Genomic DNA, 12,899 nt, shown 5'->3' with positions numbered 1-12,899 from the left:
ACGGGGGTAAGAAAATGTCCGCACCTGATCTGTCTTTGCTGGGTAAACGCCGTTTTGCGCCCTTGTTCGTGGTGCAGTTCCTGGGCGCGTTCAACGACAATCTGTTGAAGTTCGCGCTGCTGTTCCTCGCCAATTTCAGCCTCTATCGGGCCGAGCCCGACAAGGCGGAGATGCTGGCGACCATCGCCACGGGCCTGTTCATCCTGCCCTATTTCCTCTTTTCCGCGCTGGCCGGGCAATTGGCCGACGCCTGGGACAAGGCGAAACTGGTGCGGGCGGTGAAGGCGGCGGAGATCGTCATCATGGCCCTCGCCGTCACCGGATTCTGGCTGGAATCGGTGCCGGTTCTGCTGTCCTGCCTGTTCCTGATGGGGCTGCATTCGACCATCTTCGGGCCGGTCAAATTTTCCATCCTGCCGCAGCATCTGCGTGCCGACGAGATCATGGGCGGCACCGGCCTGATCGAGGCGGGCACCTTCCTTGCGATATTGAGCGGGCAGTTGCTGGCCGGGGTGATCCCGCCCTGGGAAGCGGGACTGGTGGCGGTGGGGCTGGCGACGCTTGGCTTCCTGGCCAGCCTGGCGGTGCCGGCCGCGCCGACCGTGGTGCCGGGCCTTCGGATCGAGCGGAACATCTTCAGGAGCACCTGGCATATATTGAAGGCGGCGCGGCATGGGCGCGGCGTGTGGCTGTCGATCCTGGGGATAAGCTGGTTCTTCGCCGTGGGCGCGGTATTGCTGGCGGAGTTCGCGCCGCTGGTGAGCGGGGTGCTGAAGGCGAAGCAGGAGGTCGCGACCTTCTTCCTGCTGATCTTCTCGGTCAGCGTGGCGCTGGGGTCGATGCTGGTCAACCGGCTGCTGGGCGGGCAGGTTTCAGCGCGCTTCGTGCCGGTATCCGCGCTGGCGCTGGCCGGGTTCATGATCGACCTGTGGCTGTCGACCGGTTCCTATGCGCCGATGCATTCGGGCGCTGGCATAGCCGAATTCGTCGGGTCGCCGGGAAGCTGGCGGATCATGGTCGATCTGTTCGGCATCGCCTTTTCAGGCGGCATGTTCATCGTGCCGCTCTACGCGATCCTCCAGACGCACAGCCCGCGCGAGGAACGGTCGCGCACCATTGCGGCCAACAACATCGTCAACGCGGCGGTCACGGTGGCGGTCGTCACGGCGGTGACGGCGATGCTGGCGCGGGGCGAGAGCGTGCCCGGCGTGATCGGGGTGATGGGCTTCGCCACGCTGGCGGTGGCGCTGATCAGTTGCTGGCTGCTGCCGGAGACGGTGATCAAGGCGATCGTGCGCGGGATGTTGCGGCTCTGCTATCGGGTGGAGGTGCTGGGCGCCGGGAATATGCCCGGCGTGGGCGAACCGGCGGTCGTCGTGGTCAACCATGTGTCCTTCCTGGACGGCCTGCTGCTGGCGGCCTTCCTGCCGGGGAAGCCCACCTTCGCGGTGCATACGCGGATTGCCAGGGCGTGGTGGGTAAAACCGTTCCTGTCGCTGTTCGACGCCTTTCCGGTCGATCCCACCAATCCGCTGTCGGCCAAGGCGATGGTGAAGGCGGTGCGCGAGGGGCGGACGCTGGTGATCTTTCCGGAGGGGCGGATCACCGTCACCGGCGCTTTGATGAAGGTGTTCGACGGCCCCGGCATGGTCGCGGACAAGGCCGACGCGCCGATCATTCCGGTCCGGATCGACGGCGCGCAGTTCACGCCCTTCTCGCGGCTCAGGGGCAAGGTCCGGCTGCGGCGCTTTCCCAGGATCACGCTCACCGTCCTGCCGCCACGCCGCTTCGCCATCGAGGGCGAGATGACGGCGCGGGCACGGCGCGCGATCGCGGGGCGGCGGCTCTATGACGAGATGAGCCAGATGATGTTCGCGACATCCGACACGGACAGGACATTGTTCGAGGCGCTGCTGGAGGCGTGCCATGTGCATGGGCGCGGGTCGGCCATCGTCGAGGATGTGAAGCGCGAACCGCTGAGCTATGGGCGGCTGGTGACGGGGTCGCTGGTGCTGGGGCGGGTCATGGCGCGTTCGACGCGGCAGGGCGAGGCGGTCGGCGTGCTGCTGCCCAATGTCGCCGGGGTGGCGGTGGCCTTCTTTGCCTTGCAGGCGGGTGGGCGGGTGCCAGCGATGCTGAACTTCACCGCCGGGCTGGCTAACCTGAAGGCGGCGTGCACGGCGGCCGGCATTCGGACGGTGGTGACGGCGCGGGCCTTTGTCGAGCAGGGCAAGCTCGGCGATGTGGTCGCGGGGCTGGAGGCGGAGGGGATCGCCTTCCTCTGGCTGGAGGATGTGGCGGCAGGCATTGGAACCGGGGCGAAGCTGCGCGGGTTGATCGCCAGCCGCTTTGCCGCGCGCGCGCATGGGCGGCTCAAGGTTTCGCCGGACGATGCGGCGGTGATCCTGTTCACCAGCGGGTCGGAGGGGCTGCCCAAGGGCGTGGTGCTGACGCATCGCAACCTTCTGTCCAACTGCCGGCAATTGGCGGCGAGGATCGACTTCAATTCGGCCGACGTGGTGCTGAACGCCCTGCCGGTATTCCATAGTTTCGGCCTGACCGGCGGGACGTTGCTGCCGATCTTCCATGGGGTGAAGACGCTGCTCTATCCCAGCCCGCTGCATTACCGGATCGTGCCGGCGCTCGCCTATGACGCCAATGCGACCATCCTGTTCGGGACCGACACCTTCCTTTCGGGCTATGCGCGGATGGCGCATGGCTATGACTTCTACTCGCTGCGCTACATCTTCGCGGGCGCGGAGCGGGTACGGGACGAGACGCGGAAAATCTATGCCGAGAAGTTCGGGCTGCGCATCCTGGAGGGCTATGGCGCGACCGAGGCGGGGCCGGTGATCGCGGTCAACACGCCGATGCACTTCCGCGCCGGGTCGGTCGGGCGGCTGTTGCCGGGGATAGAGGCGCGGCTGGACGATGTGCCGGGGATCGAGGAAGGCGGGCGGCTTTCGATCCGGGGGCCGAACATCATGGCGGGCTATATGAAGGCCGATGCGCCGGGCGTGCTGCAACCGCCGGAAGGGGGCTGGCACGATACCGGCGACATCGTGACCATCGACGATCAGGGCTTCGTGACGATCCGGGGGCGTGCGAAGCGCTTTGCGAAGATCGGCGGCGAGATGGTCTCGCTGCCCGCCGTGGAGGGCTATGCCTCTGCCGTGTGGCCGGATGCGGACCATGCGGTGGTGACGCGGCCCGATGCGCGCAAGGGGGAGCAACTGGTGCTGTTCACGACCGCGCGGGATGCGAAGGCGGCCGCGTTGCAGGCCTGGGGGAAAGCGCATGGGGTGGCGGAGCTGGCCCTGCCCCGGGACATCCGCGTGCTGGATGCGCTGCCGCTGCTGGGAACCGGGAAGACCGACTATGCGTCCATGACCCAGATGGCGGCCGGGTAGGACAGATCCTTCCTGCGCCGAAGGCATGGGAAGGATTGGGTGTTGGTGGAACGGCCTTCTCATCTGGTGCGGCGGTTGCTGGTGCGCCAGGTGCGGGGCGTGTTCCATGACAGCGCCCGGGGAGAGGCGCCGGTCGTCGCTTCGGACCGGGCGCTTTATCCGCCGGGGTCGGTGATCCGGCGGGTGCATGGCGACGTCACCGGCATGATGATCGGCGGGGTCGGCGCATTGCTGCTCCAGATGCTGCATCCGGCCGCCCTTGCCGGGATTTGGGACCACAGCCGGTTCCGTGACGACATGCTGGGGCGGTTGCGGCGGACGGCGCGGTTCATTGCCGTCACCACCTATGCCGAACGGGCCGAGGCGGAGGAAGCGATCGCGCGGGTGCGACAGGTGCATGAGCATGTGCGTGGGACGCTGGCGGACGGGATGGCCTATGCGGCGGGCGATCCCCGGCTGCTGGCCTGGGTGTATGTCTGCGAGGCGACGAGCTTTCTCGACGCGTGGATGGCCTATGGCGAACCGTTCATGCCGCTGGCGGAGCAGGACCGCTATTTTGCCGAGGCGGCGCTGGTGGCGCGGGCCCTGGGGGCCGATCCGGTGCCGGACTGCCGGGCCGAGGCGGTGGCGCTGATGGCGCGTTTTCGCGGCGAGCTGGCAGCGACGGAACGGACGCGGGAGGTGGCGCGGATCGTGCTGCGGCAGCCAGCGCCCTCGCTGGGGCTGATGCCGGCGCAGGCGATGATGATGCAGGCCGCGGTGGCGCTGCTGCCGGGTTGGGCGCGGCGGATGCATGGCTTTTCGATGCCGGTCGTGGCGCGGCCGCTGGTCCGGGCGGGGGCCTTTGCGCTGGCGGGAACGATGCGCTGGGCGTTTCGCGGCGAAGATTGATCGCCGCCCCCCGTGGGGGCTGGAATGACGGAAGCGGGGTTCAGGCGTTGAAATGGGCAACGAGGGCGTAGCGTTCGCCGGGGTAGAGCAGGCGGGCGTAGGTGATGCGTTCCCCGCCGCGCCAGGTCCAGCGTTCCAGCGCCAGGCAGGCGGCGTTTTGCGGGACGTCGAGGGCGTCCGCCGTCTCCGGACCGGCGTTGAGGGCGGTGATGCGATGTTCCGCCTCCGTCCAGGGAACATGGGCGAGCAGCCAGGAGCCGGGAGGTTCGGCGCTGAAATCCACCTCGGCCGCTTCGGGAACGGCGCGCAGGTTGATGAGGCGGGTTTCCGTCGCATAGGGCAAATCCTGGACGAAGTGGCGGCATTCCAGAGCGAGCAGATCGCCGTCTGGCACGCGCAGCAGCGCCTTGTCTTCCGCGCTTGCCCGGCGGCGCTCGCGACGGATGAGGTCGAGGCGGTAGCTGAGGCCCTGCCCTTCCACTTCGGCGCGGATGTCCGGGATTTCCAGCGCGGCACGGTGGAAGCGGGGCGCGGCGACGAAGGTGCCCGCGCGCTTTCGGCTTTCGAGCAGGCCCGACTGCACGAGCGCGCGCAGCGCCTTGTTCACCGTCATGCGGGAGCAGCCATAGGCGTCCATCCATTCCGCTTCGGTCGGGATGCGGTGGCCGGGGCGCCATTCGCCCGACATGATGCGGCTTTCGATGTCGCGGCGGATGCGGCGGTGGAGCGGGGTCAATCGAGCAGGGCCTTGAGGAGTTGGGTGTAGCGCGCCTCTATGGCGGGGCGGGCGTGGTGGAGGCCTGCGGTAACGCGCCTGACGCCGGCGCACCAGACGCTATCGATCTGGGCGCGGGCGAAGATCCAGCTGTCGAGCAGGCGGTCGCCGGAGCGGGCGGCGGTGGTGGGCTGGCCGGGGCGGAGGGTGACGATGTCGGCGCGGGCGCCCGGCGTGAGGGTGGCGGGGGGATGGCCGAGCGCCTGGGCGCCTTTCCGGGCATGATGGTAGAGGCTGGCGCCGGTTGACTGGCCTGGGGCGGTGAGAAGGTTGCGGGCCTGGTGGGTCAGGCGCTGGCCATATTCGAGCAGGCAGAGTTCGGCGGCGGCATCGATCCGGATATTTGAGTCTGAGCCTATGCCGATGCGGCCGCCCTGGGCAAGGAAAGCGCGGGCGGGGAAGAGGCCGTCGCCCAGATTGGCTTCGGTGATGGGGCAGAGGCCGACGCCGGCGGCGCTTTTCGCGATGGCGTTCCGTTCGCTGTCGGCGATGTGGGTGGCGTGGATCAGGCACCAGCGTTGATCGACCTCCGCATGGTTCATGAGCCATTCGACCGGGCGCTGGTTGCTCCAGGCGAGGCAGGCTTCGACCTCCGCACGCTGTTCCGCGATGTGGATGTGGATGGGGCCGTCCGGTGTCAGGGCAGTGATGGCGGCGAGTTCCTGCGGGGTGACGGCGCGCAGGCTGTGAGGAGCGACGCCCAGGGTCGCGTTCAGGGGTTTCAGGGCTTCCAGCAGGCGGGCGTAGCTGTCGGGGGTGTGGAGGAAGCGGCGTTGGCCTTCGGTTGGGGGGACGCCGCCGAAATTCGAGTGGGCGTAGAAGACCGGGAGCAGGGTGAGGGCGATGCCGGTGTCGTCGGCTGCCTGCGCGATGGCTTCGGCCATGGCGGCGGGGTTGGCGTAGGGCGCGCCGCTGGGGTCGTGGTGGAGATAGTGGAATTCCCCGACGCTGGTGAAGCCGCTTTCGAGCATTTCGGCATAGGCCAGGGCGGCGATGGCGCGGAGGCCTTCGGGGTTCAGGCGGTCGAGGAAGCGGTACATCGCCTCGCGCCAGGTCCAGAAGCTGTCGCCACCCTCCCCTGCTCTTTCGGTGAGGCCGGCCATGGCGCGCTGGAAGGCGTGGCTGTGGACATTGGGCAGGCCGGCGAAGGCGGGGCCGTGGCGTTCGTCGCCGGGTTCGGGGGGAATTCCATGAACGATCCGGTCAATGAACCGGCCTTTCAGAATCATGCGGACGGAAGGACGCCAGCCTTCGGGGAGGAGAGCCTGTTCGAACCAGAGCGCCATTTCGATTTCCCCTCTCCAAAGACATGGGATTGGCCGGAGATGGCTAATCCAAGACATTCCCCTCCCGTAAACGGGAGGGGTTAGGGTGGGCGCGAGCGTAGCGAGCTTCTGACTTAGCCGTTGCAAAACAGCGCAGATGCCGCGCCAGCCCACCCCCTAACCCCCTCCCGCCTGCGGGAGGGGGAATGTCCGCCTTCCACCCTGTTTCCGTTTCCAACCTGAATCCTTGCGCGCTCTGGACAATGGTGATCTGCTCCATTTATGTATATACATTATTGAGTCGGCGCCAGTGGAAATGACGATGCGGCCTGCCTGCGACAGAATCTGGACCCATGCGCGTCTTGCGACTTTGCGGGATGGGGTGGGTGTCGTCGAAGACGGCGCGGTGGGGGTGCGGGATGGCTTGATCAGCTATGTCGGCAGTGCGGACGGCGCGCCGGATGCGGTCGAGACGATCGATTGCCAAGGGCGGTGGATCACGCCGGGGCTGATCGATTGCCATACGCATCTGGTGCATGGCGGCAACCGGGCGGCGGAGTTCGAGATGCGGCTGGCCGGGGCCCGCTATGAGGACATAGCGCGGGCTGGGGGTGGGATCATCTCCACCATGCGGGCCACGCGGGAGGCGAGCGAGGAGGCGCTGGTCGAAAGCGCCCTGCCCCGGTTGGATGCGTTGATCGCCGAGGGCGTTACGACCGTCGAGGTGAAGTCGGGCTATGGTCTGGACCTCGACAATGAGGTCAAGATGCTGCGGGCGGCGCGGCGGTTGGGGAGCGAGCGGGCCGTTTCCATCAGGACCAGTTTTCTGGGCGCGCATGCCCTGCCGCCGGAATTTTCAGGCGACGCGGACGGCTATATCGATCTGGTCTGCGGCATGTTGCCGGAGATTGCGCCGCTGGCCGACGCGGTGGATGGGTTTTGCGAGGGGATCGGCTTTTCCCCGGCGCAGATCGGAAGGCTGTTCGAGGCGGCCGGGCGGCTGGGGCTGCCGGTGAAATTGCATGCGGAGCAATTGTCGAACAGCCGGGGGGCGGAACTGGCGGCGCGGCATGGGGCGCTTTCCGCCGATCATCTGGAGCATCTGGATGCGGCGGGGGTGGCGGCCATGGCGCGGGCGGGGACCGTCGCGGTGCTGTTGCCGGGGGCCTTTTACTTCATGCGCGACACGCAGGCGCCGCCGGTCGAGGCCTTGCGGCGGGCGGGCGTGCCCATGGCGGTCGCGACCGACTGCAATCCGGGGACCGCGCCGCTGACGTCGCTGCTGCTGGCGATGAACATGGGGGCGACCCTGTTCCGGCTGACGGTCGAGGAATGTCTGGCCGGGGTGACGCGGGAGGCGGCGCGCGCGCTGGGGATGCTGGAGCGGGTCGGGACATTGGAGGTCGGCAAGCGGTGCGACCTTGCCGTCTGGGACATCGAGCGGCCGGCGGAACTGGTGTATCGCATGGGGTATAACCCGCTCCATGCGCGTGTGTGGAGAGGAATATGAAGCTGGTTCCGGGCGCGGTTTCGCTGGGGCAATGGCAGGCGATTTACGAGGGCGCGGCGGTGGCGCTGGACCCGGCCTGCGCGCCCCGCATCGCGGCCGGGGCGGCGGCGGTCGAGCGGATATTGGCGCGGCATGAGCCGGTCTACGGGATCAATACCGGCTTCGGGAAGCTGGCGAGCGTCAGGATTGGCGACGATGATCTGGCGGTGCTTCAGCGCAATATCGTGCTGAGCCATGCGGCGGGGACCGGTGCGCCCTCCCCCGTGCCGGTGGTGCGGTTGATGATGGCGTTGAAGCTGGCGAGTCTGGCGCAGGGCGCTTCGGGCGTTCGGCCGGGGACGGTGGCTTTGCTGGAGGCGATGGTGGCGCGAGGCCTGATTCCTGTGGTGCCTGCGCAGGGGTCGGTGGGGGCCAGCGGGGATCTGGCTCCCCTGGCGCATATGACCGCCGCGATGATCGGGGTCGGGGAGATCTGGGTTTCGGGCGAGCGGGTGCCTGCCCTTGAAGCATTGGCGCGGGCCGGGTTGGGGCCGGTGGAACTGGGGCCGAAAGAAGGGCTGGCGCTGCTCAACGGGACGCAGTTTTCGACCGCGAACGCCCTTGCCGGACTGTTCGGGGCGGATCGCCTGTTCCGGACGGCTTTGGTGACGGGGGCGCTCTCGACCGAGGCGGCCAAGGGGACCGATGCGCCGTTCGATCCGCGCATTCACCGGCTGCGGCGGCATGCGGGGCAGATGGCTGTGGGCGAGGCTCTGGCGGCGCTGATGGCGGGGTCGGCCATTCGCGCTTCGCATCGGGACCATGATCCCCGCGTGCAGGACCCATACTGCCTGCGCTGCCAGCCGCAGGTGATGGGCGCGGCGCTGGACGTGATGCGGTCGGCCGGAGCGATGCTGGAGACGGAGGCCAATGGGGTTTCGGACAATCCCCTGATCTTCGCCGAGACGGACGAGGCGCTTTCGGGCGGGAATTTCCATGCGGAGCCGGTGGCTTTCGCGGCGGACATGATCGCCATGGCGGTCTGCGAGATCGGATCGATCGCCGAGCGGCGGATCGCGATGCTGGTCGACCCGGCCCTGTCGGGACTGCCCGCCTTTTTGACGCCCCGGCCGGGGTTGAATTCGGGCTTCATGATTCCACAGGTGACGGCGGCGGCCCTGGTGTCCGAAAACAAGCAGCGGGCCTTTCCGGCGAGCGTGGACAGCATTCCGACTTCGGCCAATCAGGAGGATCATGTGTCGATGGCGGCGCATGGGGCGCGGCGGCTGGCGGAGATGGTGGCGAATGCGGAAGCCGTGATCGGGATCGAGCTTCTGGCGGGGGCGCAGGGGTGCGATTTTCATGCGCCCTTGCGGTCTTCGCAGGCGCTGGAGCGGGTGCGGGCGACGCTGCGCGGGCAAGTGCCGCATCTGGAGGAGGACCGGCATTTCCATGCCGATATGGAGGTCGCCAATCTTCTCGTGCGCGGCGGGGCGGTCGTGGAGGCGGCGGGGCTGGACCTGCCGGGCGTGCTGTGACGGACTGGCTGACGGTCGAGCGGGGCGAGGCTCCGCTGGTGGTGGCCCTGCCGCATGCGGGGACCGATCTGGTCGATGTGGAGGGCGCGTTTCGTTCGCCGGAAGTGGCGCGGCGGGATGCGGACTGGTGGGTGGACCGGCTTTACGGCTTTGCCGGGGATTTGGGCGCGACCGTGGTGCGGACCGGGGTGTCGCGCAGCGTGATCGATGTGAATCGCGATCCTTCGGGGGCTTCGCTTTATCCGGGGATGGCGACGACGGAATTATGTCCGACGACGACTTTCGATGGGGAGCCGCTTTATCCGGGGGATGAGCCGGACGAGGCGGAGATCGCGCGGCGGCGGGAACGGTGGTTCGATCCCTATCATGCGGCGCTGGCGGGGGAGATCGATCGGCTGCGGGCGCGGCATGGGCGGGTGGTGGTCTATGACGCGCATTCGATCCGCAGCCATGTGCCCCGGCTGTTCGAGGGGGAGTTGCCGCTGTTCAATATCGGGACTTTCGATGGGGTGAGTTGTTCGGCGGAACTGGCCGAGGCGGTGCGGGCTGTTTGCGTGGGGAGCAGCCATGTGGTGGACGGGCGCTTCAAGGGGGGGTGGACGACGCGGCATTATGGGGCGCCGGAGCGGGGCATTCATGCGATCCAGATGGAATTGGCGATGCGGGGCTATCTGGATGAAGGCGCGGGGTGGCCGCCGGTTTTCGATGCCGGGCGGGCGGCGGGGACGATCGCGGTGCTTCGGGAGGTTTTGGGGGGATGTTTGCGGTTTGCGGAAGGGGGTGGGTGAAGGTGACGTCTCACCCTCACCCTTCCGCCGCGCTTTGCGCGGCTCCCTCCCTCTCCCGGTGGGAGAGGGAATATGGAAGGATGTTCGATGACTCGGATCGATAATGGGCGTGTTGTTCGGGCGGATATTGGCACCGTTCTGCGGGCGAAGAGTTGGTTGACCGAGGCGCCTTTGCGGATGCTGATGAACAATCTGCATCCCGATGTGGCGGAGCGGCCGGAGGAGTTGGTCGTCTATGGCGGGATCGGGCGGCCCGCGCGGGATTGGGAGAGTTATGACCGGATCGTCGAGACGCTGACGCGGCTGGAGGAGGACCAGACGCTGCTGGTGCAGTCGGGGAAGCCGGTGGGGGTGTTCCGGACGCATGCGGATGCGCCGCGGGTGCTGATCGCCAATTCCAATCTGGTGCCGCATTGGGCGAATTGGGCGCATTTCAACGAACTCGATAGGCGTGGCCTCGCCATGTACGGGCAGATGACGGCGGGGTCGTGGATCTATATCGGCACGCAGGGGATCGTGCAGGGCACCTATGAGACTTTCGTCGAGATGGGGCGGCAGCATTATCAGGGCGATCTTTCGGGCAAGTGGCTGCTGACCGCCGGGCTGGGTGGAATGGGGGGCGCGCAGCCTCTGGCGGCGGTGATGGCGGGGGCTTCCTGCCTCGCGGTGGAGTGTCAGCCGAGCCGGATCGAGATGCGGTTGCGGACGGGATATCTGGATGTGGCGGCTTCCTCGATTGACGAGGCCTTGGCGATCATCGGGGAGAGTTGCCGGGAGAAGAAGCCGGTTTCGGTGGGGTTGCTGGGCAATGCGGCGGAGGTCTTGCCGGAACTGTTCCGGCGGGGGGTGCGGCCCGATCTGCTGACCGACCAGACCAGCGCGCATGATCCGGTGAACGGCTATCTGCCCATCGGGTGGACCGTGGCGGAGTGGATCGAGCGGCGGGAGCGGGAGCCTGAGGCGGTGGCTAGGGCGGCGAAGGCGAGCATGGCGGTGCATGTGCGGGCGATGCTCGACTTTCAGGCGGCGGGGGTGCCGACGACCGATTATGGCAATAATATCCGGCAGATGGCGAAGGATGAGGGGGTCGAAAACGCCTTCGATTTTCCGGGGTTCGTGCCGGCCTATATCCGGCCCCTGTTCTGCCGGGGAGTTGGGCCGTTTCGCTGGGCCGCGCTGTCGGGCGATCCGGAGGATATTGTCCGGACCGACGCCAGGGTGAAGGAGTTGCTGCCCGATGACGCGCATCTGCATCGGTGGCTGGACATGGCGCGGGAGCGGATTCGCTTTCAGGGACTGCCGGCGCGGATTTGCTGGGTGGGACTGGGGGACCGGCATCGGTTGGGGTTGGCCTTTAACGAGATGGTGGCGAAGGGAAAATTGAAGGCGCCGGTGGTGATTGGGCGGGATCATCTGGATTCGGGGTCGGTCGCCTCGCCCAATCGGGAGACGGAGGCGATGATGGACGGGTCGGATGCGGTGAGCGACTGGCCTTTGTTGAATGCGATGTTGAATGTGGCTTCGGGGGCGACATGGGTTTCGCTGCATCATGGCGGCGGGGTCGGCATGGGCTATTCGCAGCATGCGGGCATGGTGGTCGTTGCGGATGGAACCGAGGCGGCGGCCAGGCGATTGGAACGGGTGTTGTGGAACGATCCGGCGACCGGCGTGATGCGGCATGCGGATGCGGGCTATGAGATTGCCCGGACTTGCGCGCGGGAGAAGGGGTTGGACCTGCCGGGAATATTGGGATGACACTGTTTCAGATTTTTGGGTGATGTGATGATCCTGTTTCAGGAAAACGGGGAATGGGCGCGGAATTGAAACCCCTTTTCCCGTCTGGCGTGCGATAAGGCTTTCCTATGGCACATGCGGAACTGACACTTCCCGAAGGCGCGGCTGCGGACTGGACGGTTCCGCAGGACTGGGCGGCCTATACGCCCGACGAGCATGCGATGTGGGACCGGCTGTTCGAACGGCAGGCGGCGATGCTGCCCGGGCGGGTGGTGCCGGAATTTCTGGATGGGCTGGATATTTTGCGGATGACGAAGCCGGGGATTCCCGACTTTGCCGAATTGTCCGAGCGGTTGATGAAGCGGACCGGCTGGCAGGTGGTGGCGGTGCCGGGGCTGGTGCCGGATCGGGTGTTCTTCGAGCATCTCGCCAATCGGCGCTTCGTGGCGGGGCGGTTCATCCGCAAGCCGGAGCAGATCGACTATCTGCAGGAGCCGGACATTTTTCATGACGTGTTCGGCCATGTGCCCTTGCTGACCCATCCGGCCTTTGCCGATTACATGCAGGCCTATGGCGAAGGCGGGTTGCGGGCCGACCATATGGGGGCGATCGATCATCTCGCGCGGCTTTACTGGTACACGGTGGAGTTCGGGCTGATGCGGCGGGGCGACGACCTGCGGCTTTATGGCGCGGGGATCGTTTCATCCTTTGGCGAGTCGGTGTTCGCGCTGGACGATGCTTCGCCCAACCGGATCGGATTCGATCTGGAGCGGTTGATGCGGACCGAATACCGGATCGACGACTATCAGCAGAGCTATTTCGTCATCGACAGTTTCGAGGATCTTTTGCGCAGGACTTCGGACGTCGACTTTGGGCCGATCTATCGCGCGCTGGAAGGGGCGAGCGATCTGGCGCCCGATGCGGTGCTGGCGGAGGACCGGGTCTATCATCGCGGCACGCAGGACCATGCGCGGGCGAAGATGGCATGCTGACGCGGGAGACCGATCCT

9 protein-coding genes are annotated in these 12,899 nt (G+C 67.0%); 7 read left to right on the top strand and 2 right to left on the bottom strand.

The genetic code is table 11. The features are described 5' to 3' along the window. The first annotated feature begins 14 nt into the window (after positions 1 to 14). Positions 15 to 3,410 carry an acyl-[ACP]--phospholipid O-acyltransferase gene (locus H5V43_RS16570; RefSeq protein WP_025548460.1) on the top strand — a complete coding sequence of 1,132 codons (3,396 nt, stop codon included), beginning with the start codon at positions 15 to 17 and terminating at the stop codon, positions 3,408 to 3,410. A 45-nt stretch (positions 3,411 to 3,455) separates the two neighbouring features. Further along, positions 3,456 to 4,301: an oxygenase MpaB family protein gene (locus tag H5V43_RS16565; protein WP_037482109.1), complete on the top strand. Its 846-nt coding sequence runs from the start codon at positions 3,456 to 3,458 to the stop codon at positions 4,299 to 4,301. 40 nt (positions 4,302 to 4,341) lie between these two features. On the opposite strand, the gene hutC is transcribed toward H5V43_RS16565, so the two are convergent. Both hutC and H5V43_RS16555 read right to left on the bottom strand, forming a co-directional pair. Next, a complete protein-coding gene (gene hutC / locus H5V43_RS16560) occupies positions 4,342 to 5,037 on the bottom strand; it encodes a histidine utilization repressor (RefSeq protein WP_025548458.1) in 696 nt (231 codons plus the stop codon). Then, on the bottom strand, positions 5,034 to 6,362 hold the full coding sequence (locus tag H5V43_RS16555) for a formimidoylglutamate deiminase (RefSeq protein WP_103000785.1): 1,329 nt from the start codon (positions 6,360 to 6,362) through the stop codon (positions 5,034 to 5,036). The genes hutC and H5V43_RS16555 overlap by 4 nt, the downstream gene beginning before the upstream one ends. Positions 6,363 to 6,663: 301 nt before the next feature. Here H5V43_RS16555 and hutI point away from each other — a divergent pair, with 301 nt between their 5' ends. From hutI to phhA, 5 genes are all read left to right on the top strand, one after another. Beyond that, positions 6,664 to 7,851 (top strand): imidazolonepropionase, encoded by a 1,188-nt coding sequence (gene hutI, locus H5V43_RS16550; RefSeq protein WP_170825658.1) that lies wholly within the window; start codon positions 6,664 to 6,666, stop codon positions 7,849 to 7,851. Next, positions 7,848 to 9,368, top strand: a complete 1,521-nt coding sequence (gene hutH, locus H5V43_RS16545; RefSeq protein ID WP_193666841.1) for a histidine ammonia-lyase — start codon at positions 7,848 to 7,850, stop codon at positions 9,366 to 9,368. The genes hutI and hutH overlap by 4 nt, the downstream gene beginning before the upstream one ends. Beyond that, positions 9,365 to 10,156, top strand: a complete 792-nt coding sequence (hutG, locus tag H5V43_RS16540; protein WP_025552217.1) for an N-formylglutamate deformylase — start codon at positions 9,365 to 9,367, stop codon at positions 10,154 to 10,156. The genes hutH and hutG overlap by 4 nt, the downstream gene beginning before the upstream one ends. Before the next feature lie 87 nt (positions 10,157 to 10,243). Next, positions 10,244 to 11,911: a urocanate hydratase gene (gene hutU / locus H5V43_RS16535; protein WP_065847677.1), complete on the top strand. Its 1,668-nt coding sequence runs from the start codon at positions 10,244 to 10,246 to the stop codon at positions 11,909 to 11,911. Positions 11,912 to 12,018: 107 nt separating this feature from the next. Next, the gene (gene phhA, locus H5V43_RS16530; protein ID WP_025551576.1) at positions 12,019 to 12,882 is read left to right on the top strand and encodes a phenylalanine 4-monooxygenase; all 864 of its coding nucleotides are present in this window, start codon (positions 12,019 to 12,021) and stop codon (positions 12,880 to 12,882) included. The last annotated feature ends 17 nt before the right edge of the window (positions 12,883 to 12,899 follow it).

This window comes from Sphingobium fuliginis (assembly GCF_015074805.1).
In the GTDB taxonomy this organism is placed as follows: Bacteria; Pseudomonadota; Alphaproteobacteria; order Sphingomonadales; family Sphingomonadaceae; genus Sphingobium; species Sphingobium fuliginis.
The sequence above is the reverse complement of the archived record's forward strand: the minus strand, read 5'-3'. Positions and strand labels throughout refer to the sequence as shown.